Source organism: Archaeoglobus profundus DSM 5631, assembly GCF_000025285.1.
In the GTDB taxonomy this organism is placed as follows: domain Archaea; phylum Halobacteriota; class Archaeoglobi; order Archaeoglobales; family Archaeoglobaceae; genus Archaeoglobus_B; species Archaeoglobus_B profundus.
Window position 1 is genome coordinate 874,215 of the sequence record NC_013741.1, and the last position, 24,756, is coordinate 898,970.

The 24,756-nt window shown below is 43.0% G+C and carries 23 protein-coding genes and 1 other RNA gene; 16 read left to right on the forward strand and 8 right to left on the reverse strand.

Going from position 1 to position 24,756, the window contains the following annotated elements:
- Positions 1-11: 11 nt before the first annotated feature.
- Together ARCPR_RS05210 and ARCPR_RS05215 are read right to left on the reverse strand one after the other, a co-directional pair.
- Positions 12-1,652, reverse strand: a complete 1,641-nt coding sequence (locus ARCPR_RS05210) for an AMP-binding protein (protein ID WP_012940435.1) — start codon at positions 1,650-1,652, stop codon at positions 12-14.
- Positions 1,653-1,657: 5 nt separating this feature from the next.
- Complete coding sequence (locus tag ARCPR_RS05215) at positions 1,658-3,394, reverse strand: AMP-binding protein (RefSeq protein WP_012940436.1); 1,737 nt, start codon at positions 3,392-3,394, stop codon at positions 1,658-1,660.
- A gap of 102 nt (positions 3,395-3,496) precedes the next feature.
- On the opposite strand from ARCPR_RS05215, the gene ARCPR_RS05220 reads away from it, so the two are divergent.
- The 4 genes from ARCPR_RS05220 to ARCPR_RS05230 all read left to right on the forward strand — a co-directional run bounded on the left by ARCPR_RS05220 (position 3,497) and on the right by ARCPR_RS05230 (position 6,604).
- The gene (locus ARCPR_RS05220; protein ID WP_012940437.1) at positions 3,497-4,696 is read left to right on the forward strand and encodes a methionine adenosyltransferase; all 1,200 of its coding nucleotides are present in this window, start codon (positions 3,497-3,499) and stop codon (positions 4,694-4,696) included.
- 32 nt (positions 4,697-4,728) lie between these two features.
- Entirely contained in the window at positions 4,729-5,571 is an 843-nt protein-coding gene (hisG, locus tag ARCPR_RS05225) for an ATP phosphoribosyltransferase (protein ID WP_012940438.1), read from the forward strand.
- Between the two features lie 16 nt (positions 5,572-5,587).
- A complete protein-coding gene (locus tag ARCPR_RS09765; RefSeq protein ID WP_187286401.1) occupies positions 5,588-5,755 on the forward strand; it encodes a hypothetical protein in 168 nt (55 codons plus the stop codon).
- Positions 5,756-6,013: 258 nt separating this feature from the next.
- A complete protein-coding gene (locus ARCPR_RS05230; RefSeq protein WP_052294189.1) occupies positions 6,014-6,604 on the forward strand; it encodes a hypothetical protein in 591 nt (196 codons plus the stop codon).
- Here the strand turns inward: ARCPR_RS05230 and ARCPR_RS05235 are convergent.
- Positions 6,576-7,007, reverse strand: coding sequence for a hypothetical protein (locus ARCPR_RS05235; RefSeq protein WP_012940439.1), 432 nt, complete (start codon positions 7,005-7,007; stop codon positions 6,576-6,578). The two genes, ARCPR_RS05230 and ARCPR_RS05235, sit on opposite strands and share 29 nt — an antisense overlap.
- A gap of 33 nt (positions 7,008-7,040) precedes the next feature.
- Here ARCPR_RS05235 and ARCPR_RS05240 point away from each other — a divergent pair, with 33 nt between their 5' ends.
- The 3 genes from ARCPR_RS05240 to tes-int are packed head-to-tail and all read left to right on the forward strand — an operon-like array spanning position 7,041 to position 12,598.
- Positions 7,041-7,832 carry an MEMO1 family protein gene (locus ARCPR_RS05240; RefSeq protein ID WP_012940440.1) on the forward strand — a complete coding sequence of 264 codons (792 nt, stop codon included), beginning with the start codon at positions 7,041-7,043 and terminating at the stop codon, positions 7,830-7,832.
- A gap of 37 nt (positions 7,833-7,869) precedes the next feature.
- Complete coding sequence (locus ARCPR_RS05245; RefSeq protein WP_012940441.1) at positions 7,870-9,435, forward strand: tetratricopeptide repeat protein; 1,566 nt, start codon at positions 7,870-7,872, stop codon at positions 9,433-9,435.
- A 58-nt stretch (positions 9,436-9,493) separates the two neighbouring features.
- Complete coding sequence (tes-int, locus tag ARCPR_RS05250; RefSeq protein WP_012940442.1) at positions 9,494-12,598, forward strand: tetraether lipid synthase Tes, intein-containing; 3,105 nt, start codon at positions 9,494-9,496, stop codon at positions 12,596-12,598.
- Here tes-int and ARCPR_RS05255 read toward each other — a convergent pair.
- Positions 12,579-13,565, reverse strand: coding sequence for a M20/M25/M40 family metallo-hydrolase (locus ARCPR_RS05255; RefSeq protein WP_012940443.1), 987 nt, complete (start codon positions 13,563-13,565; stop codon positions 12,579-12,581). The genes tes-int and ARCPR_RS05255 overlap by 20 nt on opposite strands.
- A gap of 39 nt (positions 13,566-13,604) precedes the next feature.
- Here ARCPR_RS05255 and ARCPR_RS05260 point away from each other — a divergent pair, with 39 nt between their 5' ends.
- Genes ARCPR_RS05260 through ARCPR_RS05275 form a run of 4 tightly spaced genes read left to right on the forward strand, consistent with a single transcriptional unit; the run spans position 13,605 to position 18,237 of the window.
- Entirely contained in the window at positions 13,605-14,057 is a 453-nt protein-coding gene (locus ARCPR_RS05260; protein WP_012940444.1) for a GNAT family N-acetyltransferase, read from the forward strand.
- 54 nt (positions 14,058-14,111) lie between these two features.
- A complete protein-coding gene (mutS, locus tag ARCPR_RS05265) occupies positions 14,112-16,565 on the forward strand; it encodes a DNA mismatch repair protein MutS (protein ID WP_012940445.1) in 2,454 nt (817 codons plus the stop codon).
- Positions 16,544-17,032 carry a hypothetical protein gene (locus tag ARCPR_RS05270; protein WP_012940446.1) on the forward strand — a complete coding sequence of 163 codons (489 nt, stop codon included), beginning with the start codon at positions 16,544-16,546 and terminating at the stop codon, positions 17,030-17,032. The genes mutS and ARCPR_RS05270 overlap by 22 nt, the downstream gene beginning before the upstream one ends.
- A 23-nt stretch (positions 17,033-17,055) precedes the next feature.
- Positions 17,056-18,237, forward strand: a complete 1,182-nt coding sequence (locus ARCPR_RS05275; protein ID WP_012940447.1) for a bifunctional 5,6,7,8-tetrahydromethanopterin hydro-lyase/3-hexulose-6-phosphate synthase — start codon at positions 17,056-17,058, stop codon at positions 18,235-18,237.
- A gap of 105 nt (positions 18,238-18,342) precedes the next feature.
- Here the strand turns inward: ARCPR_RS05275 and ARCPR_RS05280 are convergent, their stop codons facing one another.
- The 4 genes from ARCPR_RS05280 to ARCPR_RS05295 are packed head-to-tail and all read right to left on the reverse strand — an operon-like array spanning position 18,343 to position 21,412.
- Positions 18,343-19,305: a manganese-dependent inorganic pyrophosphatase gene (locus ARCPR_RS05280; RefSeq protein WP_048084825.1), complete on the reverse strand. Its 963-nt coding sequence runs from the start codon at positions 19,303-19,305 to the stop codon at positions 18,343-18,345.
- Positions 19,306-19,354: 49 nt separating this feature from the next.
- Positions 19,355-20,023 carry a 2,5-diamino-6-(ribosylamino)-4(3H)-pyrimidinone 5'-phosphate reductase gene (locus tag ARCPR_RS05285; RefSeq protein WP_012940449.1) on the reverse strand — a complete coding sequence of 223 codons (669 nt, stop codon included), beginning with the start codon at positions 20,021-20,023 and terminating at the stop codon, positions 19,355-19,357.
- Positions 20,020-20,706, reverse strand: a complete 687-nt coding sequence (locus ARCPR_RS05290; protein WP_012940450.1) for a competence/damage-inducible protein A — start codon at positions 20,704-20,706, stop codon at positions 20,020-20,022. Before ARCPR_RS05290 ends, ARCPR_RS05285 begins: the two co-directional genes overlap by 4 nt.
- Before the next feature lie 31 nt (positions 20,707-20,737).
- Entirely contained in the window at positions 20,738-21,412 is a 675-nt protein-coding gene (locus ARCPR_RS05295; protein WP_012940451.1) for an eIF2B alpha/beta/delta subunit family protein, read from the reverse strand.
- Between the two features lie 47 nt (positions 21,413-21,459).
- On the opposite strand from ARCPR_RS05295, the gene ffs reads away from it, so the two are divergent.
- The 5 genes from ffs to ARCPR_RS05315 all read left to right on the forward strand — a co-directional run bounded on the left by ffs (position 21,460) and on the right by ARCPR_RS05315 (position 24,682).
- Positions 21,460-21,772: signal recognition particle sRNA (gene ffs / locus ARCPR_RS09490), an RNA gene on the forward strand.
- A gap of 85 nt (positions 21,773-21,857) precedes the next feature.
- Positions 21,858-22,433 carry a pyruvate ferredoxin oxidoreductase subunit gamma gene (locus ARCPR_RS05300; RefSeq protein WP_048084827.1) on the forward strand — a complete coding sequence of 192 codons (576 nt, stop codon included), beginning with the start codon at positions 21,858-21,860 and terminating at the stop codon, positions 22,431-22,433.
- Positions 22,396-22,671 carry a 4Fe-4S dicluster domain-containing protein gene (locus ARCPR_RS05305; protein WP_012940453.1) on the forward strand — a complete coding sequence of 92 codons (276 nt, stop codon included), beginning with the start codon at positions 22,396-22,398 and terminating at the stop codon, positions 22,669-22,671. The genes ARCPR_RS05300 and ARCPR_RS05305 overlap by 38 nt, the downstream gene beginning before the upstream one ends.
- Entirely contained in the window at positions 22,668-23,810 is a 1,143-nt protein-coding gene (porA, locus tag ARCPR_RS05310; protein WP_012940454.1) for a 2-ketoisovalerate ferredoxin oxidoreductase subunit alpha, read from the forward strand. The genes ARCPR_RS05305 and porA overlap by 4 nt, the downstream gene beginning before the upstream one ends.
- Complete coding sequence (locus ARCPR_RS05315; RefSeq protein WP_012940455.1) at positions 23,810-24,682, forward strand: thiamine pyrophosphate-dependent enzyme; 873 nt, start codon at positions 23,810-23,812, stop codon at positions 24,680-24,682. Before porA ends, ARCPR_RS05315 begins: the two co-directional genes overlap by 1 nt.
- The last annotated feature ends 74 nt before the right edge of the window (positions 24,683-24,756 follow it).

Here is a 24,756-nt window from a genome sequence, read left to right on the forward strand (position 1 = left end):
TTTAAAAAAGTTTAGTTTACCTGAGCTTTCTCCTTAATCGCTGTGGGAACGATCTTCTTAAGCTCTCCCTTTCGGATAAGCTCCTTCAGAATCTCTACGAGCTTGTACTTCTGAACCTTGCCTCTCCCGCTTACGGGCAAGGAATCAGTGACATAAACGTATCTTGGAACTTTGGCACTCGCAATTTTGCCGTAGCAGAAGTCAACGATCTCCTGGGGATCAAGCTTAACCCCATTTTTCGGAATTACTGCACAGGCTACGACTTCACCCAAATCGTCATCTGGTACACCTACAACCGCAACCTCATGCACCTTCTCGAACTGTCTTATGTAACTCTCAATCTCAATCGGGTAAACATTGTAACCACCGACAATAACGAGCTCCTTCTTCCTCCCCTTGAACGTTATGTATCCCCTCTCATCCATAACACCCAAATCACCAGTGTACAACCATCCATCCCTTATAGTCTGAGCTGTGAGCTCTGGAGCCTTGTAATAGCCTTTCATAACGTTGTACCCCCTACATATTATCTCTCCAACCTTACCCGGCGGCAACTCGTTTCCTTTGTCATCAACTATCTTGACCTCGATGTCTGGTAAGGGCTTACCCACAGTTTTAACCCTGTCTTCGATGCTGTCATCCAAACTTGTCATCGTTACTCCCGGAGAAGCTTCGGTTAAGCCGTAGGTTATGCACAGATTTGCTCCCATCTCCTCCATCACAGCCCTCATCAAATCCTCTGGGCAAGGAGCACCGGCCATTATTCCCGTTCTGAGTGTTGATGTGTCAAACTTCTCTTCTCTGAACAGCTTGATTTCTCGATTGAACATTGTTGGAGTTCCGTGAATCATCGTGCATCCGTACCTTTCTACAGTTTCCAAAGCTTCCCTCTCGTTGAAAACTAAAAGCGGTGCAATTGTTCCTCCAAAATTTGCCATCAATGTTATGGACATAACACAGCCGAAACAGTGGCTAAAAGGTACTGGAACAACGAGCTTATCCTTTTCAGTCACTCTCAAGTTCTCTCCCTGATCGTAAGCATTCTTGATGATCTGATACTGAGAGAGCATAACTCCCTTAGGAGTTCCAGTTGTTCCAGATGTGTATAGGATTAGACAGACATCATCGGGATCAACACTCTTAACTGCTTTTAGATACTCTTCATCTCTCTCCCATCCCTTACCAATTCTCAAAAGCTCCTCGAACTCAATTCCATCTATCTTATCCGCATCTCCAACCGATACAACGTTCTCAAGCTTCGGTAAATCTTTTCTGATCTTCTTGAGGATCGATATGAAGTCCCACTTTCCAAAGGAGCGGTATGTTATCACCACTTTTGAATCCGAGTGTCCTATGATGTGCTTAGCCTCAATTTCCTTATACCAGTGATCTACTGGAACTACTGCCGCACCTATCATCGGAACTGCCCACCACGTTATCACCCATTCAGGAGTGTTTTGCATCCATAAGCTGACCTTATCTCCCTTCCCAACTCCGAGCTGATACAATGCATAAGCCAATCTATTGGCTTTATCGAAAAGCTCCTTGTAGCTTATAGCTTTTCCATTGAAAAGTATTGCTGGATTATCTGGATACTTGTTTGCAATTCTATCCAAAACATCCCTAAAAGTCTCGTAACCCCTGTAAGGCATGAAAATCACCCCTTCAATTCAGGAAATTCACTATAGAAATATTCATGCTCACCCCTTTCACCTCTCTTCTTTCTCTCCTCTTCCATTATTCTAAGCTCCTTCCTCTTTATTTTGCCACTAATCGTTTTCGGTAGGGAATCTACAAATTCAATTATCCTCGGAATCTTGAATTTCGCCAGTATGTTCTTACAGTGCTTGAAAAGCTCTAAGGCAAGTTCCCTAGACGGTTTGTATTCCGGCTTTAGCACTACAAAGGCTTTAACGATCTGCCACCTTATGGGATCAGGACTTCCTACAACTGCAGCTTCAGCTACGGCTGGATGCTCAAGCAAAACGCTCTCAACCTCAAAAGGCCCGACTCTATAATCCGAAGTCTTAATGATGTCATCTGCTCTAGCAACGAACCACCAGTAGCCCCTCTCATCGAAATATGCCTTGTCACCCGTGAGGTAGTAATCACCTACGAAAGCATCTTCTCTCGCATTTCCGAAGTAGCCCTTAAACAGCCCTATAGGTCTCCATCTACTCAACCTTACAGCTATATGACCCACAACTTTGGGTTGAGTAATTTCGTTGAGGTCATCGTCAAGCAGAACTATATCGTACATGTATGTCGGAACTCCGAATGAGCCCGGAACAATCCTTCCTTTAAACCAAGGCGGATTACCTATCATTGCCGTGCTTTCAGTTTGCCCGTAGAAGTCCCTTATCTCTATCCCTGTTAAATCCTTCCACCAGTTGAAAATCTCGGGGTTCAAAGGTTCTCCCGCACTAACAACTTCTCTCAAGTTTTCGAACTTCAATCCTTTACTCTTAACATCGACGAGCATAAACATTCGCCATGCTGTAGGAGGCGCACAGAATGTGTTTACGCCATAGCTATCAATAGCTTCTAAGTATTTTTCTGGTTTGAACCTAGTAAAATGCAAACCTAAGACAGTTGCACCAACTATAAACGGAGAGAAGAAAGAACTCCAAGCAAACTTTCCCCACCCTGCGGCGCTCAAGTTGTTGTGAATATCATCCGGCTTAACGTTTATTATGTAAGCAGTTGAAAGATGCCCGACTGGATAGGATGTTGCAGTGTGTATAACCCCTTTTGGCAATCCGGTAGTGCCGGATGTGAAGAAACAGAAAATTGGATCATCTGCTTTAGTCTTTGCACCTTCACAGTTTTTAGGCTCTATCGAATCAAAAGGTTCCCATCCTTCCCTATCGCCAACGATTATTTTGACCTTCGGCTCGACCTTAGCCATCTTTAAAGCTTCGTCAACAACTTCAGCCGAACTTTCATCGGCAATTATTGCAGAGGGTTTTGCAACCTTAAATCGGTATTCCAAGTCTCTTTCCCTAAGGATGTTCGCATGAGGAACTCCAATAAATCCACCTTTGACTGCAACGTAGTGGCTGAACCAGACCTCTGGAATGAGCGGGAGCATGAAGTGGAAGAACTCGCCCTTTTCGATGCCGTTTTCCCTCAAGAAACGCACAATACCATTCGAAATCTTTGCGAATCCGCTGTATGTAAATTTCTTTTCTTCTCCAGTATCGAGATCAACCCAATGCAAAGCCGTTTTATCGCCATTATTTTTGACATGAATTCCTTCAAAAACCTCATCAGCCCAGTTAAATTCCTCGATCTTCTTTCCGTTCAATCTACTAAAAAAATCTTTAAGCTTTCTCTCTTTGTCTATATCGTCGAGTTCTGATATCTCTATGAATTCTTCGAAGAGTCTTTTCATGCGGTCAGTCGTTATAAATCGTTATAAATTAGTTACGCAATTGCAAACATCGTTTTCGATCAAACCTTAAAACTTATATCTCTACTTGAAATCCTCGAAGCTATGAAAAACATTTACGTTCAAGAGCTCAAGCAAGTTCCAGTTGAGAAGCAGAAGGTTGAGATTGTCGAAAGGAAGGGAATCGGTCATCCAGACACGTTAGCAGATGGAATTGCAGAATCGATGAGCAGGGCTTTGAGCAGGGAGTACATAAAGAGGTTCGGAGTCGTCCTTCATCACAACACAGATGAAACGCAAATAGTCGCTGGAAAATCAAAGCCAGCTTTTGGCGGTGGAGAGATCATTCAACCGATATTTATTCTGCTTGTAGGAAGAGCTACCAAGGAATTTGAAGGTACATGGATTCCAACCGATAAGATCGCCCTAAAAGCTGCGAAGGATTACATAAGGAGAGCTATGGCTAATCTAAATCCGGATGAAGATGTAGTCTTCGATGTTAGGATTGGAGAAGGTAGCACGGACTTGCAGGATGTCTTCATGAGGAGGAGTGGTAAGGCTCCTCATGCAAACGACACATCTTTCGGAATAGGATTTGCCCCGTTTACTGAAACTGAGAAGCTAGTCTATAACGTTGAGAGAAAAATCTACAACGAGTTCAGGAAGGAGGAAAAGGCTATAGGAGAGGATGTTAAAGTAATGGGTCTAAGGGAAGGAGATAAGATAACGCTAACAATAGCCTGTGCAATGGTTGACAGGTATTTGGATAGTCTGAAGGATTACATAGCAGTTAAGGAGTCTTTAACTAAGTGGGTTAAGGAGATAGTTACGGAATACACGAGTAGAGAAGTTGAAGTGAATGTAAATACTGCAGATGACTACGAGAGAGGATGCGTTTATATTACAGTAACTGGAACTTCTGCTGAGTGCGGTGACGATGGGAGTGTTGGGAGAGGAAATAGGTGCAACGGATTGATCACACCTTACAGACCTATGAGTATGGAGGCTTCGGCTGGTAAGAATCCGATGAATCACGTTGGCAAGATATACAACATATTGGCGAATTTCATAGCGAGGGATTGCTATGAAAACATTGAGGGGATTGAGGAGGTTTACGTTAAAATCCTCAGCCAGATAGGAAAGCCAATAAACGAGCCTAGAGCATTGGACATTCAGATAATACCGAAGAAAGGCTACGATGTTAAAAAGATGGAGAAGAAAGCTGTAGAAATTGCCGAAGATTGGCTTGATAACATAACGAAGATAACGGATATGGTCATAAATGGTGAAGTTGATGTCTTCTAAAATTTTATAGTCTTTGTGCCGAACTTCGGGAGATGATAATCGCAATTCCCAACAAGGGACGGTTGAGCGAACCATCTCTGGAACTGCTGAGAGAAGCTGGAATAAGAGTTGAGAGTAGCGAGAGAAAGCTTATAGTCCCGACAAACAATCAGAGGATAAACATACTCTTTGCAAGAGCCAGAGATATACCACACTACGTTGCAAATGGATCTGCAGATGTTGGAATAACTGGATACGACATGGTTGTTGAATCTGGGGAGGATGTAAAGGTTCTGCTTAAGCTGGGTTTTGGTAAGGCTAAGTTAGTCATAGCGGTTCCGATGAACTCTGATGTAAAGGCGGTCGAGGATCTGGACGGAAAGAGAATTGCTACGGAGTTTAAAAACATCGCTAAAAGGTATTTTAAGGAGAAAGGTTTGAACGTTAAGATCGTTGAGGTTAGTGGAGCATGTGAAAACGCTCCTTACATAGGAATAGCAGATGCAATCCTCGATTTGACGTCTACTGGCACAACTCTGAGAGTTAACAACTTGAGGGTAGTTGAGGAGGTTTTGGAGACAGAAGCTGTTCTCATAGCGAATAGGAACGTTGTAAACGAGTTCGAAGTCAAAGCTTTGGTTACATCCATTCAAGGCGTTTTGAATGCGAAAGGGATGATGTATTTGATGATGAACATACCCGCGGATATACTCGACGAAGTTAAGAGGATAGTTCCAGGATTGAAAGGACCAACCGTTATGAAGGTTGAGAACGGAAACATGTTAGCTGTACACGTTGTCGTTCACGAAGATAGGCTTTTTGAGATTTTGGAGAAGCTGAAAAAGATCGGAGCGAGAGATATACTGATCATACCCATACAAAGGCTTATATACTAAGGGCAGATCGCATTTCATGATCGTCTTTGCTTCAAACCTTCACGGAAATGCCGTAGCATTGAAGGCTCTTCTCGAAAGGGTTGAAAGACTTAAGGAGAACTTTGACATCAAAGCGGTTTACGTTTTGGGGATTTTCGGTTACAGAGCGTCGCTAAGAAAGCCTCGCTCTTCAGAGCGGGGATGAATTAGGGGAGGAGGGAGGGGGAGGTTGGTGGAGCGTTAGTTTTATAAAGCCTCGTTCTGATTTATCGATGTCGGGTGGGTAGGGAGGGTCAACCAAGTCCCCGCAAGGGGAACTATAGCCCACCTCTCCGCCTTGCGGACAGGTGGGTTTAACGGGGTGCTGACCCACCCCGTGTATATCCGATGAGGAGCGAGGCTGAGGATATGCACAAACCTCCCCGCAAGGAATCCTCGCACTTCAGTGCGGGGAGGAGGTCAAATGCCGTATCCAAAAGAGACTTACGAACTCATTGTTGAGAACGATATAAGGGCTGTGAGAGGGAGAATAGATCACCTAATAGCGGAGTGGCACGAGCTCGAAGAGGAGGAGAAGGAAAATCTGAGCGAATTCGAGAGAAAGGTTGTCGAGTGGAACTGGGATCAGCTTGGTAAAGAGGGAAGAAAGTGGTTAAGAAACGAGGTTCCCAGCTTCTTAGCCGAAAAGTGGGGAGACAACGAGTTTCTATTGGTTTACGGTAGTCCCTATGACCCGATAAACGGGTTTGTGAAGCCGAATCAGCCTTCGAGCTACTACGAGAGTATTCTATCTCCTTTCAGAAAGTACGAGATGGTTGTCGTCGGTGGATACGAGAGGTTCGTTGCTGAGACTATGCACGGTAAGGTTGCATGCCCTGGAGCTTGTGGAGTTTATGCGAATCAGCCGAGCTTTGCAGTTATAGATACGAGAAGCTTGGATGTTTCCTTTGAAGAGTTCGACTTCGAGACGGGAGATGTTGAAAGGAGTATCAGGGAGAGGTTGCCAGAAGATTGCATTGAAAAAATCATCGACATCCTTCACCACGGACCTTGAGGTAAAGTTCATATAGTTCTTTGTATATTTTGCCCCTTTCATCTCCCAAAATCCTTGCAAATTCGTAAGCGTTTTTGAAGTCGCCCACACTCTCGTAGTACAGCATACCCTCCTTCAGAATTCCCCTTCTGACAATCTCATCACCGATCATGTCGCAAACGTAAAGTGCGCTTCTAAATCTTTTCAGCTTGACAAGCCTGTTTATAGCTTTCAAGGCGATATTGTATCCTACTTCGTAGTCGAACATGATGGCATATTCAACCTCATCGAAGATTTCAAGCTCCTCCACACTCAATTCGTTCGATTCAAATTTTGGTTCGATTCCATCCTCCTCACACAATCCCACCCTCTTCAGAATCCACATCGCCCTCTTCCTACCCTCTTCACCCAACTTCGAAAGCATCAAGTTTATATCTTCGTCAACTTAAATAAGCTTATGAGGAGACCTGCGGTAGCTGGAATGTTTTATCCATCGAACAGAGAGTCCCTCTTAGCTATGCTGAAGGAGTTTGTGGATTATCATCCCGATGATTCGGTGATTGCATGCGTTTCACCTCATGCAGGTTACGTTTACTCTGGAAGAACAGCTGGAAGAGTTTACTCTCTTATACCACAGGTGGAAACGTACGTGATAGTTGGTCCAAATCACACGGGCTACGGTTCTCCAGTTGCTCTCTCAACGGACACTTGGATAACACCCTTAGGTGAGGTAGAGGTAGACATGGAATTCGTTAAAGCGATGCCGAAAAAAATCATCGATTTGGATGAAACCGCACACAGGTTTGAGCATTCTTTGGAGGTTCAGGTTCCGTTTTTGCAGTACATAAACATGGGTAGAAAGTTCAAGATAGTCCCAATCTGCATGGGAATGCAGGATGAAGAAACCGCAAGGGAAGTTGCTGAGGAGATAATAACGGCTAAGGAGGAGACAGGAAAAGAAATAGTGGTCGTAGCATCTTCGGACATGCATCACTACTTACCAGATGAGGAGTGTAGAAGGAGGGATAGAATTGTCATTGAAGCTATCCTCTCGATGGATGTTTCGAAGTTCTACGACACCATATACAGAATGCAAGCCAGTGTGTGCGGTTACGGACCTATAGCCGTAGCTATGATATACGCAAAGCACTACGGTGGTTTTGCAGAACTCGTAGATTACTCCACAAGCGGAGACGTTGAGCCGATGGCTGAAGTTGTTGGTTACGCAGGTATAGTTTTCAGAGCTTAACGAAAACTTCATGAACATCTCCCCGTCAAGTTGTTAGATGAGAGGATACGAAAGGCTTGCTGAAATTTTGGGAGCTGAAGACGTTTTAAACTACATAAAAGAGCTTGAGAACAAGGTTAAAGAGGCGATAGAGAACGACAAAGCTATTGAAATTGATCCCGACTTTGAGAGAAAGATAAGGGACAGACTCAAAGAATTAATAGAGAGAAGGTTTGATGAAAACAGCTTGAACGTTTTGAAGAGCTTAGCAGTCTTAGATTTACCCATCGATGCTGAAGTCGCTAGTAAAATTTACGATCTCTCCGCTTTAAACGATTTCATCGATTTGGGTTTGATCGAGAAGAGGAACGGTTACTTGATTGTAGATGAGACTTTGAAGGATTTAATACAGGAGAACGTTGAAGATTATCACAGGAAAGCTTTGGAATACTACTCCAACTTTGAAGAAACTTTGGATGTTATGACTGAAAAAGCCTACCACCATCTCATGCTCAAAGAGTACGATAGAGCTTTCGATTACTTCATAAAATCCGCAAATCAAATTTATGGAAGGCACAGATGCGTTGAAAAGCTTATATTTGTTGGTGAAAAGCTAATAGGCAAAGTTAAAGAAGATGACAGACTCTTAGGAACTTTGGGAAACCTCTACATGGTTCTGAAGAAGTACAGAGAGGCTGAACACTACTACCGCAAAGTAATGGAGATGTACGATGAGAACGACGACAGATATCTGGGTGTACTTTTGAACATTGCAAATTTGAGATACGTTAGAGGGGATTACAAAGAAGCGGAAGAATTGCTAAAGAATTGCGTAAGTTTGGCTATGGATAGAAATGAGGAGATAGTTGAAAAAGCTCTGCTTATGCTTTCGTCCCTCTATCTCGACTTAAATGACTACGAAAATGCGGAGAAGTGTCTGATGGACGTTCTGAGGATGATATACAGCAGAAAGGATGAAGACTCTCTCAAGAGAGTTGCTGAGATCGTGAACAACTTGGGTTACGTTTACTCAAGGAGTAAGAATTACGAGAAGGCTGAGAGATTCTACAAGGAGGCTTTGAGAATATACAACGATCTGAACGATGTTAAGGGTGTAACCACAGCATTAAACAACCTCTGCTCAATCTACGTTACAACACAAAACTACGAAAAGGCTAAGGAGATAATAGATGCGATTGAAAGGGTTGGAGATATGCCACCAGACCTCAAAGCGAAGTACTACTTCTTGAAGGCTAAGGTTCTTGAAAGGGACGATCCAAAATCTGCTTTAGAACTCTACGTAAAGGCTGGAGCTCTGGGATTTTTAATTTTCAGAAACTTCGGTATAAATGCAGTAAACTACATGCACTCCTTAGATAAAGCTGAGGAGATTGCTAAGAGATTGAATCTTAAAGAGTTAGCAGGAGATGTTTTCGTCTTAAAGAGCGCCATAGCAAAGGTATACTTCGGAATAAGGAGGAATATCGCAGATGTAGAGTGCGGAGAAAGGGGAAAAGCCATTCTTAACGCTTTGAAAGGTTACGATACCAGCGTTGAAGTGAGAGACGAAGTTGACTCTGCCTTCTTCGTGATACTTCAAGATTTAAAGGCATCTTCACAATGAAATTTAGGTTGGGTAAAATTTTAGAAAAACCTTTATGTTTTTTTGGAGTTGAATTCTCATGCTCGATTACATCTACACTGGAATACCTACAGGAGCTAAGGAGTTCAAATACCTTGTCAATAAAGTTAAAGATGCTGTAAACTACCCCGAAATAACCGAAGAAGAATTTGAAAAGCTCTTAGAGAAAGCTACAGTTGGTTACGGTAACCCCCTTCCTCACAGAACTAAATCGCTTTGCCCTGAGAGTAGGCAAGTCGTCCCGGCCGTGGTTTGGGAGAAAGATGGTAAGGTTTGGATAACCAAGAAGTGCCCAGAAGGTCTCATAACCGAGCTCTACTATGAAGATGTGAAAACCTACGAGAGGTTTAGAAAGTGGCTTTTTAAGGCCAAAGTTTTGGAAAATTACCATGTAGATAAGAGCGGAGCAAACTGTCCCTTCGATTGCGGTTTGTGTAAGAGGCATTATTCACACACATGTCTTCTAAACATAGTAGTTACAAATCGTTGTAACCTCAGCTGTTGGTATTGTCTGCCAGAGGACGAAGAGATTCTCGTTAGAAAGAATGGCGAGGTTAGGCTCCTGAAATTCAAGGACTTGGCAAGAGATTGCAGATTCGATCATGAAGTTGAGGTAAATGGAGTTAGGGGAAAATTCGCCTTCGTTGATGGCTTGGAGGTTCTATCCTTCAAAGATTTCAAAGCGGTGTGGTGCAAGGTTGAAAAAGTATTCAAGAGGTTTTACAAGGGTAAGATCGTTAGAATAACGACAAAATCCGGTAGAGTTCTGAGGGTTACGCCCGAACATGGAATATTCATCTGTCAGAACCGCTCACTATTTAAGAAAGAAGCGGGTAAGCTTAGGGTTGGAGATAAGATTTTGTCATTGATGCGATTCAACGTTAACGGAAACGTAAGAAGTTTAAATCTGTTGAAGGAATTTAGAGTTCTACCGGCAAAGGAGAAGAAGATGACGTTTGTTAGAGGTGTGAATGTAAATACAAGGTTGTCAAAGAGGTACGGAAGCATAGTTTACAGCTGGAGGGAGAGAAGGTCTATCCCACTTAACGTTTTCTACGAAATCGATCTCGACGGTAGCTATGAGCTTGGACGAGATGCTACAAGATATACGATACCGTCGAATTTTGTGATTACACCAGAATTTTCAAAGCTCGTTGGATACTTTATTTCGGATGGACACTACACCAACAAAGACATTAGAATCACTGTCGGCAAAAAAGATGCAGAGAGGGAGTTGTTTGAAATCGTGCACAAGCTAAATCTGCCGTACAGTGTACTTAAAGCAAACGGCAAGACTAAGCAGTTGGTTGTAGGAAGTAGGTTGATCAGACTGCTGCTTAAATACGTTTTGGGAATTCCCGAAGGTGCTAAGAACAAGAGGTTACCGAGAATATTTTTAGACCTACCACTTGAACTAAGGTTGTCTTTACTTAGCGGGTTGTTAAACGGCGATGGATACGTTGTGAAGGGTAAGAGGCATCTGAGCATAGGATACGCAAGTGTTTCGAGAGATTTGATAAGAGATTTGCTTTACCTCTTGGCATCGTTAGGCGTTTTCGCAAGAGTCCATAAGGTTGAGAAGGAAAAAGTCAAGGGTGCCAATCACGACTTATACAAGCTTTACGTGGGTGGAGAGGATTTGGTAAAGTTGGTAAGTCTTGTAGATTTAAGGGAGAAACATTTAGACAGATTAAAAACTTTGGGTAAAAATAGGCACACTAGGATTGAAAAGGTTGGGGATTACATCGTAGATGAAGTGGCGAAGGTAGAGTTTGAAGACTACGAAGGCTATGTCTACGATCTGCAAGTTAAAAGCGAACATCACAGCTTTGTAGTTTCTGACGGAATTCTTGTGAGCAACTGCTTCTTCTACGCTAAAGAGGGACAACCAATCTACGAACCGACTTTGGATCAGATCAGATTGATGCTCAGAAGAGCAAAAGAGGAAATCCCACCGTGTAATGCTGTCCAGCTGACTGGAGGAGAGCCAACTTTGAGAGATGATCTTGTAGAAATAATAAGAATTGCAAAAGAGGAAGGTTACGACCACGTCCAGCTTAACACCGATGGTATAAGGTTGGCTTTTGATAGGGATTTTGTCAAAGCAATTACTGAAGCGGGAGTAAACACAATCTACCTGAGCTTCGATGGCATAACTCCGATAACTAACTGGAAGAATCATTGGGAAATACCTCTAATATTCAAGAACATACGAGAACTCAACGGTCCGGGAATAGTTTTGGTTCCGACTTTGATAAGAAATATAAACGACTCTGAGCTTGGAGCGATCATAAACTTCGGCTTAAATCACATAGATATCGTTAGAGGTGTCAACTTCCAACCGATCTCGATGGTCGGTAGAGTTCCCAAGGAGGAAAGATCAATGTTCAGGGTAACAATTCCAAGAGCCTTAAAGTTGATAGAGGAGCAGACAAACGGGGCAATAGCTATGGAAGACTGGTATCCAGTTCCTATAGCTGGACACATAGCAAGGTTCTTTGACGCTTTCTTGGGCAAGCGTTACTACATGACTTCACATTTTGCATGCGGTTGTGCAACTTACGTATTCTTGGATGATGGAAAAGTAATTCCAATAACGAGGTTTATAGACGTTGAGGGATTCGTGGAGTACCTCGTTGAAAAGGCTGAGGAGATGAAAGGAAAGAGCGTAGGAAGGTTTAAGAGGTTGAAGATTTCCGCAGATTTGATAGTCAACTTCCTGAAGAAGTTTTACGATGAATCTAAGGCTCCAAAAGAGTTGAAAGTCTTAAACCTGATGAAGAATGCGTTTATCCATGGAGATTACGAGGCTTTGGGTGAATTCCACAAGAATGCACTGTTCCTTGGAATGATGCACTTCCAAGACGAGTACAATTACGACGTTGAAAGAACTGAGAGATGTGTAATCCACTACGGAATGCCAGACGGAAGAATCGTTCCATTCTGCGCCTTTAACGTCATTCCAGAGTTTTACAGAGACAAGATTCAGCCCGAATACAGCTACAGTTGGGAGGAATGGAAGAAGAAACATCCGGATTGGAGTTACAAGAAGGACAAGTACGTTAGAACTAAAGAGTTCATAGAGGAAATGATGAAAAGCGAGATATACAGGAAAACTTACGAGGTCAAGAACTACTTTGAATGATCTCGTTTAGAGCGACGAGAACATCTTTGGCCTTCAAAATCTCATCAATTCTTATTCTCTCCTTCTCGGTGTGACACAAGTGGAGTTCTCCCGGCCCGAATACGACGACATCCCATCCAGCCTCCCTGAAATTTATGGCATCCGTCCACGACCTCATCTCAGTATAATCAACATGCAAACCCGCTCTCTTAACGGCACTTTCAACTAAAGCCGTTACTCCACCACTAACAAATCCCTGAGCTTTCTCAACTATTGCAACATCCTCGTTCTTAAAAATCTCTATTAGCTCTCTTTCAACGACGTTGACGTCTTCTTCAGGAGGTATTAGCAAGTCTATCCTTAAAGAGCATTTATCTGGGACTACGTATTCGTAACTACCACCTTCAATTCTCTGAAGGAGGTATAAATAGTTCAGACTTTTAACCCTGTTTATAGCATCAATAGCCTTCTCTATTGCGTTAATTCCTTTATCTGGGAATGCACCATGCGCCGATTCACCTAAAAGTTCAACATCTACTTCCAAACATCCGTAGTGTCTGTTTGCTATTTTAAGCTCCGTAGGTTCCATGACTATAGCCCTTCTCTTCCCAAACTCCTCAACAACAGCTTTGGATCCCAATCCTCCTTCTTCCTCATCAGATAAAAGGGCAACTCCGAAGTTAGGTTCCTCAACTTCTTCCAGTGCAAGTATTATTGCAGTTATGCTAGCTTTCGCATCGCAACAGCCGGTGCCGTAAGCGTAAACTCCGTCGAACTCAAAACCTCTCTTAACTGGAACGGTGTCAACGTGAGTAACTACCCAAACGTCTGCATCTTGATTTATGAGTATATTCTTTGTATTATATTTCTCGAAGACCGCCGGCTCGAAGTCGTAAAGAGTCTCAATAAGATGGCTTATAATCTCGTCCTCCTCACCCGACTCAGATTCTATCTCAACAAGTTCTCTAAGTATTGATAACGCTCTCATAAATTTAACTTTATATAACGAGTTAAAAGCGTGTCCTTTGTGATACGAAAAGTTACGAAAGAGGACGAAAAACACTTCGTCGAAGTCTACACATTGGCTTACAAGGGGTTAGAGGAATACGCTTACACGAGCAAGAGGGACGTTAAGTTGTACTTCAGATGGTTACTAAAAAGAGATCCGGAAGGTTTTTTCACATACGTTGCTGGAAAGCCCGTAGGTTTTATAGCGTGTGACTGCAACTGGTTCAGCGTTTTTGAAGGTGAAGAGGTTGCCGAAATTCATGAGATAGTGGTTCATCCAGAATGGCAGGGCAAAGGGATAGGAACGTCTCTTATGAAGAAAGCTTTGGATTATGCCAAAGAAAGAGGTAGAAAGGTCGTTGAGCTTTGGGTTGGAGTTAAGAATTTGAAGGCCATAAGATTTTACAAGAAGTTCGGTTTTAAGGAGAGAGGTGTGTTTGGTCGGTGGCTTAGAATGACTTTAAATTTATAAAAAGCGTACTAAAATCATCGATATTTTATACACTTGCAATCACTTCCCTTCGAGATGGAAGAGTTGACACCGATGATGAGACAGTACTACAGAATTAAGGAGAGATACAAAGATGCACTACTGTTCTTCAGAGTTGGTGATTTCTACGAGCTATTTGATGAAGATGCAAAGATTGCCTCGCAGGAACTGGGTATAGTTCTGACTTCGAGAGATAAGAAGCATCCGATGGCTGGAGTTCCGCATCATGCTGTCTTTCCTTACATAAAGAGATTGATTGAGAAGGGTTACAAGGTTGCCATATGCGAGCAGGTTGAGGATCCTTCAAAAGCAAAAGGATTAGTTAGGAGGGAGGTAGTAAGGGTAATAACTCCCGGAACACTCATAGAGGAGGAGCTTCTAACTAAGGAAAACAACTACCTCATGTCCATATACAAGGGTAGAATCTACGGAATAGCACTGATAGACGTATCGACGGGGGAGTTCCTAACCACAGCATTGGAGAGCTTCGATGAGGTAATTGCAGAAGTTTTGAAGTTTTCACCAGCTGAATGCATAGTTCCAGAGGGTTTTGAGGAGCTTGAAGAGCTGAAGAAGCACGTTAACGTTGTTCACACGTTAAGCCAAGACGAGTACTCATTTAAAGAATCTCTCGAAATTTTGAAAGAGTGTGTTCAGGATTTCGAGAGACTTGAGCTTGAGGAGGAGTGCGTGAGGGCTTGCGGTTCTGCTTTAAGGTACGTTAAGGAATCTCTACTCATAAAGACGATGAAGATCAGGCTTCAGAAGTATGTGAGCAGAGACTACATGATACTAGATTCTACAACGCTCAAAAATTTGGAAGTCTTCAGAAATCTGATAGACGGTAGTAGAAGGGGTACCCTTATTGATGTTCTGGATAAAACCGCTACAGCAATGGGTAGCAGACTTCTGAAGAGGTGGCTACAGAGGCCTCTTTTAAACGTTGATGAGATAGAAAAGAGGCTCGAAGCTGTCGAAGAGCTTTTTGAGAAGAGCTTTCTAAGACAGAGCTTAAGGGAAGTTTTGAGAGAAGTCTACGACTTGGAGAGGATAGTGAGTAGGATTGAGTACAGGAAGGCAAATGCTAGGGATTTAGTTGCCTTGAAGAATTCGTTAAAGGCTGTTGAAAAGATAAAAAGCTTCACATTTAACTCGAGGAGGCTTAAGGAGATTGTTGAAGGTTTAAAGGCTCTCAGAGATGTCGTTGAGCTTATAGAAAACGCGATAGTTGACAATCCGCCTATAAATATCAAAGACGGTGGAATAATAAGAGATGGCTACTCGAGAGAACTTGACGAGCTCAGAAGAATCAAAGTTGATCATGAAAACTTTATAAAGAATATCGAGGAGAGGGAGAGAAAAGCTACAGGTATAGACAAGTTGAAGGTCGGATACAACACCGTCATAGGGTATTACATAGAAGTTCCAAAATCGAAGCTGAGATTTGTTCCGAAACATTACAAGAGGAAGCAGACTTTAGTCAACGCTGAGAGATTTACAATTCCAGAACTTGAAGATATAGAGGAGAAAGTCTTAGCATGCGACGAGAAGATCAAAGCATTGGAGTACGAGCTATTTAATGAGGTTAGGGAAGAAGTGGCTAAGAGAGTTGATGAAATAAGAGAGTGCGCTTTCAAAATTGCTGAGCTCGATGTTCTTTCAACCTTTGCAGAAGTTGCCGTGCTTTACAACTACACAAAGCCTAAGGTGAACGACGGATACGATATAATAATAAGGGACGGAAGACATCCTACTGTTGAGTTGACAACCAAATTCATCCCAAACGACGTAAATCTGACAAGAGATAGCAGAATTCTCATAATAACCGGACCCAATATGGCTGGAAAGTCAACATACCTCAGAATGACAGCTCTGATAACTATAATGGCTCAGATTGGTTGCTTTGTCCCCGCAAGCTACGCTGCCATAGGAGTTGTCGATAGGATATTTACGAGGATAGGGACTGTCGATGATATAACAAGGGGGTACAGCAGTTTCATGGTTGAGATAGATGAAGTTGGAAAGATACTGAAGAATGCGACAAAGAGAAGTTTGATACTTCTCGATGAGGTTGGTAAAAGCACTGGAACGAAAGATGGGCTCAGTCTGGCTTGGGCGATAATTGAGTATTTGCACAAGATAGGTGCGAAAACCCTCTTCGCAACACATTATCACGAGCTTTCCGAGCTTGAGAGTACACTTGAAGGTGTTAAGAACTACCACTTCCGCATAATCGAAGGAGAAACAATCGAATTTGACAGAAAGATAAAGAGGGGAGCATGTACAGAAAGCTACGGAATAAAAATTGCTGAGATGGTCTTACCAAAAGAGGTCATAGACAGAGCTTACGAGATATACAGGAGTCTAAACATCGTAAACGACGATCTTATGAAAGAAATAGCTAAAATTGACGTCAACAACTTAACGCCAGTCCAAGCCCTAGTTGAGCTTGACAGGATCGTGAGGCTATGCAGGTCTATGAAAGATTGAAGGAGATCCTCGAAGAGCTTGAAAGAATAAATTACGTATTAAGAAGTAAGGCTTTGGAGAGGGCAATAGAGAACATAAAAATTGCCTTGCATGGAGAGAAAGTCGGTTCTGAGGGTTTCGAGCACAGCTACATCAGACATAAGCTGATAGAAAAAATAGGGGGAAACGTCTACATTGAATCTGGGCAAACTGGATTATCGAAGCTTGGTTTTAGACCGGATTTGGTTATTATAAAGGATGAAGAGGTTATAATTGCAGAAATCGAAACAGATAAGGGTAGAGCTTTGAAAAAGATGAGGAAAGTTGCAAGATTGTTGAAAGATCTAAAATCTTATCCAATTATTGCGAACAGGAAAGTGAGAGTTGTTTTCGCTCTCTCAAAGTGGGATGAGAGAGTCCTTAGTTTTGCTGAAAGTTGTGGCTTTGAAGTTCTACTGTTTGAAGGAGAAGATTTAAGAAAACCTTAAAAGTGATTGAGGTACTTTCGCTCATGCGAATAGGAGAGGCCTTGGTCGGTAAAGGTTACGAAGTTGCTCACATAGACCTACTGATAGGTGAAAAGAACGGAATTGTGGGTCAGGCGTTTGCGAACGCTTTATCCCAGTTATCCGCTGGACACACACCACTTTTAGCAGTCTTGAGACCCAACCTCATAACCAAACCTCCAGCGATAATAGTTCCCAAGGTAACGATAAAGAATTTGGAACAGGCTGAACTTGTTTTCGGGCCTGCTCAGGCTGCTGTTGCAAAGGCGGTAGCTGATGCTGTTGAAGAAGGGATAATTCCAAAGGAAAAAGCTGAAGATTTGGTTGTGATTGTGAGCGTTTTTATACATCCAAAAGCTAAAGATAAGAACAAGATATACTACTACAACTACTCAGCAACAAAGCTCGCTATAAAGAGGGCTATGAGTGGATTCCCGGATGTTGACAAGGTTCTTTGGGAGAAGGATAGAGCATTTCACCCGCACATCGGTAGAAAGCTTACGAAACTCTGGGATCCGCCTTATCTGCAAATAGCCTTTGACTTGACTAGCTTAGAAGAAGTTCTGAACGTTATGAGGCAAATCCCCGAAAGCGATCACATAATCTACGAGATAGGAACCCCATTAGCCAAGCGCTACGGTGCCGATGTTGTTTTGAAGATGAGAGAAATAAAGCCAGATGCGTTCTACATAATAGACTTCAAGACCTTGGATGTAGGAAAGCTGGAGGCTAGGATGGCTGTAGATGCCACAGCTAACGGCGTTGTTATATCGGGATTGGCACCAATCAAAACTATCGTTGAGGGCATCAAAGAGGCTCAGAAAGTTGGAATTTATGCAATTGTAGACATGCTCGGAGTTGAAGATCCAATAAAGAGGCTTGAGAAGATAAAGGAGACTGGAGTCTTCCCAGATGTTGTCGAATTGCACAGAGCTATAGATGAGGAAGAAGCTAAACCACCTTGGCATCTTGCGAAGCCCGTTAAAGAGAAGTTCAATGTGCTCGTAGCTGTGGCCGGTGGTATTAGAGTGGAGAATGTGCAGGAAGTTATCTCTGCTGGGGCAGATATTCTTGTAGTTGGAAGAGCCATAACGAGGGCAAGAGATGTTGAGGGGGCGGTGAGGAGGTTTCTCAGTGCACTAAAAAAGCCAGATACTGACCAGTTCAGAATCATGACAGACTTCTGAATTTTTCGCTTATCGCTCAAAATATTTTTGTTTGAACGAAATATAAGTCTTGTACAAACCAAAGCGATTATATCACAAAGCTAAGGTCGAGAAAGAAAAAATTGATTAGACTTGCTCAAAAGCCTTCTGCAATGGCGGAACTACCTGCTTCTTCCTTGACATTACTCCCTCTAGCCAGACACTCTTGCCCTCAAGCTTCTTTCCGAATGCTATTTCAACTACTTGTGGATAGTCGGTGATTACCAGCAACTCAGTTCCTTCCTTCATTATGTCCGTTAGCATCAAGAATATACCAGCGTATCCTCCCTCCTCTTTCATCTTCTTCATTTCCTCGTAGATCTCATCGATCCTGTCCTTGATCAAGTTGAGGTCAATCAACTCGATCTGACCAATTCCGACTTTCTTTCCGCCCATGTCGAAGTCCTTGAAATCTCTCGTTATGATCTCTCTGGCACTCAAGCCACTAACATCGGAAAGCTTTGACTTTACGTCAATTCCGAACTTCGTGATGTCTTCAATTCCCGCAATCTTTGCAAGTTCTTCTGCGACTTTCTTGTCAAGCTCGGTCGTAGTTGCTGACTTAAAGATCACAGTATCACTCAAGATTGAAGCCAGCATTAGCCCTGCAAGCTCCTTCGTGATTTCAACGCCAGTCCAGTCGAACAGCAACTTAAGTACAGTTCCAGTACATCCTACTGGTAGGTTTACGAACAGTATCGGATTTGGTGTCGTTATGTCTCCGATCTTGTGGTGATCAACTATCGCAACTATCTCAGCCTTGTCTATGTTTTTAGGTGCCTGAGACTTGTCACTGAAATCTACTAAGGCGAGTGTCTTACCCTCAGCGTCGTCCAAAATCTCTGGAACATCAAATCCAAACTTCTCAAGCACAAACTTCGTCTCTGGGTTTGGCTCCCCCTGAATGGCTGGAACAGCTTCTTTGTCAAGCTTTATTAAACCATCCTTCTTTCTCCACTCGTTCAAGAGGTGTGCAAAAACTATTGCAGAACACACAGAATCCGTATCTGGGTTCATGTGCCCGACTACATAAACTACGTGGTGTGTCATGTAGGCGATGAGTATCATCAACAGATAAAGCTTTCGAAATTTTTGAAGGCTACCTTAAAACTCGCCATCTCGTAAGAATTCCTCTACCCAATTTCCTAACATCCAATAAATCCAGACTTATTGGAGGATCGAAGCTCATACCATCTACTACCGTGGGAGCTTTTGAACCTCCTATGATCATGTTGCCATAGTATACATAGATTTCATCGACCAAACCCTCCCTAAGCATTGCCCAGTTAAGAGTGGCTCCTCCCTCAACCATTAGAACTCTTACACCAATTTTGTAGAGATATTCAACCAAAGCTTTGAGATCGACCTTATCATCTCCAGCTACAAAGACATCAACACCCATTCTCCTTAAAGTATTCACTTTTTCAGAATTTGCAATTCTTGAGACAGCTACGATTGTTTTTGCAGATTCATCCAAGACCTTTGCATCAAGGGGAATTCTGCACTTACTGTCAACTACAACCCTTATGGGATTTGCATCTCTTCCTTCTTCCAATCTCCTTTTTCGTAGTTCTTCGCTCTTAACAGTCAGCTTAGGATTATCCGAAAGAACTGTCCCTATTCCTACCATTATGGCATCGCTTTTAGCTCTGAGTTCGTCAACCCTCTTTAGATCTTCTTCACATGATATCCTAAGCTGAATTCTTTTCTCGTTGCTTATTTTTCCATCAACGCTCGATGCAACATTTATGAATGTAAACGGCCTCATAATCCCAGAAGCTCGATCAATCGTTCTTTTGCTTTTTCAACTCTCTCTTTATCTCTTCCAGAGAACTTTATTACTACATACCCCTCCTTAGGATAAGAGCCAATTTGAACATCCTTGAACTCCTTCACAACCGTATCTAATTCTTTAAGCATCTCGCTCTCCTTCTTATAGACTATCAGCGTATCTTCGTAGTAATCAATCTCTCCAAATCTCGGCAAGACTTTCTCGAAAACGTCTTCCATTTCTGCAGGAACACCGGGCATCACTAAGATTTTGTCAGTAATGTAACCCGGAGCAACTCCTACATCGTTTCTAACAACTTCAGCACCTTCAGGGAAAGTGCAAACTTTTCTTAAAGCAGTTTCGTTGGCTTTCGGAAATCTCTTCTTTAGGTCATTTAAAACATCTTCATAGAGTACGAGTTTTTTGTTGAGAGCCTTTGCAATTCCTTCGGTAGTTACATCATCATGAGTAGCTCCTAAACCGCCAGTAACTATCACAAAATCGACATACAACGCGTTTCTAACCTCTTCAGCTATAACGTTAACGTCATCTGGAATAACCACCATTTTAACAACTTTGTGCCCCTTCTTCGTCAGCCTCCTCGCTATGTAAGTAGCGTTTGTGTTGGATATGTCTCCACTTAAGAGTTCGTTTCCAACACTGATAACTATGAAATCCATGCAAAGATGTATACCCAAGATAAAAATGTTGTTAGATCTTTACGAGTTCCTTAGGAACGAACTCGAATAACATGTCTTCCTTGAAAACGTAATCCTTTAACTCGTCGCTGTATACTTCATCCAAGAACTTGTAAGGCTGTGCAATTACATGGCAGTCCTTTGAAAAGTGTCTACAGCACAAAGCAAGGGGAAGTGTCCCTACTTTGTTTATTATTCCATTTTTGAAGACTGCATCAGCTCCAACAACTGCGAGATCGCAAACCTTTACGGCATAACCCATGGCACAGTCCGGAAATATACTAACATCTACACTCCTACCCTTCAAATATCTCGCCATGTCTAGGCCCTCTTTTCTCGGAAAAGATTCAAGTACTATAACCTTTGAAGCTTTTAACAGCCCTCTTTCGATTGTGTGACTTCTGCTTATCGTTACAACTATCTTCCCATCTACAAGATCCTCTAAATATTTGACAGCCTCCTTATCAGCCTTCTCAATCTCCCTCTCTATATCCTCAAGATCAAAACCCTCTCTGATTCTTTCGCATAACCACTTCAGCCCAGCCATAAACTTGTGTACCTTTGCTATTTCTTCACATACGCTTAAACGCCTTTCAGCATCTATCCCCTTAAGCAGTTCTACGGTCTTTTTGAGGATTGCACTCTGGCCACTCCTTCTATCTTTGATTATTTCTTCAAGTGAGACCATGAACACAGTTTAAGAAAACCTTTTAATAGACCTTACTCAACTTAAATCGGTGGGCTAGGCCGGGGGGTTCGGCGTCCCCTGTAACCCGAAACCGTCGATATGCGGGGGCCGAAGCCGAGGGAAGGTCCGCCAAACGGGAGTAACCGTTCGGCAAAGCCTTGCAGAATCCCCGTCCCGAGGGGTCGGCGGTCACGGTTGGAGCATCTGGAGGGATGCTCCGCCGTGTTTACCGGGGGAACCGGCCCAGGCCCGGAAGGGAGCAGGCTTACCCCGGACGACCGGCGCTCTCGGGGGTGCGGGGAGGAGAGGCTTTGCCGAATGGGCTCCCGCAAGGCGGATCGACCCGAGGCGTGCCCACCACAATTGTCGAAGATTAAGGAGATCAATGATTGATAATGATAAATTTTAAAAGTCGTATGACGATGAGACGGGGGAGGTGGTTCAAATTATACAAGTGAGATTTCATGGTAGGGGTGGACAAGGCGTTGTGACTGCAGCAGATATACTCGCCGTTGCGGCATTTAAAGAGGGTTATTGGACACTTTCATTTCCAATGTTCGGAGCGGAGAAGAGAGGAGGTCCAGTCGTATCCTACTTGAAGATCTCGGAGAGCAAGATAAACGACAGAGATGAAATCTATGAACCAGACTACGCAGTGGTCCTCGATCCGACCATACTCAGTAAGGATGTTGTTAACGGTTTGAAGGGCTGGCTTATAGCCAACTATCCAGACTTGGAGAAGGCAAAGGAGAAGACGAAATGGGAGCGAACGATTACGATAGATGCTACAAAGCTCGCACTCGAAATACTCGGTAGACCAATAACAAACACTGCCATGGTTGGTGCGTTTGCAGGCTTTACGAAGATAGTGAAATTGAGCACTCTTAAAGAGACCATATACGAGTGGTTTGAGAAAAAGAATGAAGAAATAGCCAAAAAGAATGTTGAAGTAGCTGAAAGGGCTTATAGGGAGGTTGAGAAGTATGCGGATAAGCTTAGGAGCAGTATCAAGACCGCTTGAATCTTTGGAAAACAAGACGGGTAGCTGGGCTGTTAAAATTCCGAAGGTAAATCCAGATAAATGCGTAGGGTGTGGGGAGTGTCGAATGCTGTGCCCAGATGGATGTATAGAACTCGTGCATGTTGAAGAGAAGAAAGTAGTAGCTAAAGTCGATTATGATTACTGTAAGGGCTGCGGTATATGTAGTGATATATGCCCCGCAAACGCTATAGAAATGGTTGAGAAGGTGATCGAATGAGGAAGGTAGTTAGAGGATTCTACGCCGTTGCACATGCTGTAAAGCTCTGTAGACCGAATATAATATGCGCTTATCCAATAACACCTCAAACGGAGATAGTAGAGAATTTGGCAGAGATGTATGCAAACGGAGAACTCGAGAACTGTAAATATATAACTGCTGAATCCGAATTCGATGCTGCATCAATCTTGGTTGGCGCCTCTGCAACTGGTGCGAGGACTTTCACTGCGACATGCTCACAGGGTTTGATATTGATGAGTGAAGTTCTGTTTAACGCAGCCGGGATGAGGCTACCAATAGTAATGGTTAACACGAACAGAGCTATATCTGCACCGCTTAGCATATGGAACGATCTCCAAGACAGCATGGTGTTGAGAGATGCCGGTATAATTCAGATATACGTTGAGGATAATCAGGAAGCTCACGAGATGATTCCCCAAGCTTACAAGATTGCTGAAAGCGTAATGTTTCCAACGATGGTTTGTATGGATGGTTTCAAGCTAACTCACGCTTATGAGCCAATAGATTTGCTCGATCAGGAGTTGGTAGATAGCTTCCTTCCACCCTACGATCCTCCGATAAAGCTCTCAGTAGATAATCCTCTAACGTTTGGCTCCTACGCTCCACCGCACTGCTACATGGAGTTCAGATACAGAATGCACAAAGACATGGTCAACGCTAAAAAGACAATCGAGAAAGTCTTCAAAGAATGGGCTGAAATAAGGAGAGACTGGGGAGGATTGATAGAGTACAAGGAGGGGAAGACTGTTCTTGTCGCAATGGGTTCCTTGATAGGAACTATAAAAGAGGTAGCTGAGGAGAACGGATTGGGTTATCTCAAGATAAGAACTTACAGACCATTCCCAACCGAAGAAATAAAAGAGGCTTTGAAAGATTGTGAAAACGTCATAGTGTTTGATAGAGCAGTTTCGTTCGGATATGAAGGAATTTTAACCATAGATATCAGAAACGCACTCTACGGCGAATCACCAGATGTCTACTCCTTCATAGTAGGTTTAGGTGGTAGAGATGTTCCAAAGAAACTCATAGAAAAGTGTGTTTCGAAGGTAGTTAACAAAGAGATTAAGCCCAGTTACAGTTTTGAAGGTTTAAAGGAGTTTGAGGAGGTGCTATACTGATGTTCTTTGGGAAGGGTCATGGTGGTTGCTACGGATGCCCACTGCCGATAGTCGTTAGAAATGTCTTGGAAGTTTTGGAGGGTAAGTGCTTTGTAGTTAATCCGACTGGCTGTCTCGAGATAATAAGTTCACAGTACGGTAAAAGCGCTTGGGGTGTGCCTTACATACACTCACTCTTTGAAAACGGTCCTTCAGTTGCCTCCGGTATTGCAAACGCGTTAGAAGTATTGGGAAGGGAAAATGAGGGACACGTCGTCGTATTTGCTGGAGATGGAGCCACAGCAGATATAGGAATAGGATATTTATCATCTATGCTTCACAGAAACGACAACGTCCTCTACATCTGTCTGGATAACGAAGCTTATCAGAACACGGGAACACAACAGAGCTCTACCACCACACCGGGTGCATATACAACAACAACTCCAGCTGGAAAAATTTTACCCGGAAAAATTTCGAGAAGAAAGGATATGGTTGCATTTGCCTTAGCTCACGGAACTCCATACGTTGCTACAGCCTCCGTAGCTTTTCCAAGAGATCTGAGAAGAAAGGTTAAGAGGGCTGTGGAATTTAGGGGTGCAAAGTACATTCACGTTCACTGCCCCTGCCCAACCGGATGGCACTTCGATCCATCTAAAACTGTCTATGTTGCAAGGCTCGCATACGAAACAGCCTTGTTCCCAATAGTTGAATTTGAATTCGGAAAACTCGTTAGAGTCAAGAAGATAAAGAGCAGAAAGCCGGTCGAAGAGTACTTGAAAGTTCAGGGGAGATTCAGACATCTATTCAAGCATCCAGAGGGACCAAAAATAATCGCGAAGCTCCAACAGATTGCGGATGAGAATGCAGTTAGATACGGACTGGATGTTTGAATATTTTATTTTTCTTTCTATTCTAGGCCATAGATGTTAGAATAGCAGTTGAAATTTCTCTTAAGTTTCGAAAT

Coding starts and splice junctions, on each gene's coding strand:
- mutS (WP_012940445.1), top strand. CDS start 14,112: ATGGAAGAGTTGACACCGATGATGAGACAGTACTACAGAATTAAGGAG.
- ARCPR_RS05245 (WP_012940441.1), top strand. CDS start 7,870: ATGAGAGGATACGAAAGGCTTGCTGAAATTTTGGGAGCTGAAGACGTT.
- ARCPR_RS05230 (WP_052294189.1), top strand. CDS start 6,014: ATGCCGTATCCAAAAGAGACTTACGAACTCATTGTTGAGAACGATATA.
- ARCPR_RS05280 (WP_048084825.1), bottom strand. CDS start 19,305: ATGACACACCACGTAGTTTATGTAGTCGGGCACATGAACCCAGATACG.
- ARCPR_RS05295 (WP_012940451.1), bottom strand. CDS start 21,412: ATGGTCTCACTTGAAGAAATAATCAAAGATAGAAGGAGTGGCCAGAGT.
- ARCPR_RS05290 (WP_012940450.1), bottom strand. CDS start 20,706: ATGGATTTCATAGTTATCAGTGTTGGAAACGAACTCTTAAGTGGAGAC.
- ARCPR_RS05210 (WP_012940435.1), bottom strand. CDS start 1,652: ATGCCTTACAGGGGTTACGAGACTTTTAGGGATGTTTTGGATAGAATT.
- tes-int (WP_012940442.1), top strand. CDS start 9,494: ATGCTCGATTACATCTACACTGGAATACCTACAGGAGCTAAGGAGTTC.
- ARCPR_RS05220 (WP_012940437.1), top strand. CDS start 3,497: ATGAAAAACATTTACGTTCAAGAGCTCAAGCAAGTTCCAGTTGAGAAG.
- ARCPR_RS05270 (WP_012940446.1), top strand. CDS start 16,544: ATGCAGGTCTATGAAAGATTGAAGGAGATCCTCGAAGAGCTTGAAAGA.
- ARCPR_RS09765 (WP_187286401.1), top strand. CDS start 5,588: ATGATCGTCTTTGCTTCAAACCTTCACGGAAATGCCGTAGCATTGAAG.
- ARCPR_RS05215 (WP_012940436.1), bottom strand. CDS start 3,394: ATGAAAAGACTCTTCGAAGAATTCATAGAGATATCAGAACTCGACGAT.
- ARCPR_RS05315 (WP_012940455.1), top strand. CDS start 23,810: ATGTTCTTTGGGAAGGGTCATGGTGGTTGCTACGGATGCCCACTGCCG.
- ARCPR_RS05275 (WP_012940447.1), top strand. CDS start 17,056: ATGCGAATAGGAGAGGCCTTGGTCGGTAAAGGTTACGAAGTTGCTCAC.
- porA (WP_012940454.1), top strand. CDS start 22,668: ATGAGGAAGGTAGTTAGAGGATTCTACGCCGTTGCACATGCTGTAAAG.
- hisG (WP_012940438.1), top strand. CDS start 4,729: ATGATAATCGCAATTCCCAACAAGGGACGGTTGAGCGAACCATCTCTG.
- ARCPR_RS05285 (WP_012940449.1), bottom strand. CDS start 20,023: ATGAGGCCGTTTACATTCATAAATGTTGCATCGAGCGTTGATGGAAAA.
- ARCPR_RS05240 (WP_012940440.1), top strand. CDS start 7,041: ATGAGGAGACCTGCGGTAGCTGGAATGTTTTATCCATCGAACAGAGAG.
- ARCPR_RS05255 (WP_012940443.1), bottom strand. CDS start 13,565: ATGAGAGCGTTATCAATACTTAGAGAACTTGTTGAGATAGAATCTGAG.
- ARCPR_RS05305 (WP_012940453.1), top strand. CDS start 22,396: ATGCGGATAAGCTTAGGAGCAGTATCAAGACCGCTTGAATCTTTGGAA.
- ARCPR_RS05235 (WP_012940439.1), bottom strand. CDS start 7,007: ATGCTTTCGAAGTTGGGTGAAGAGGGTAGGAAGAGGGCGATGTGGATT.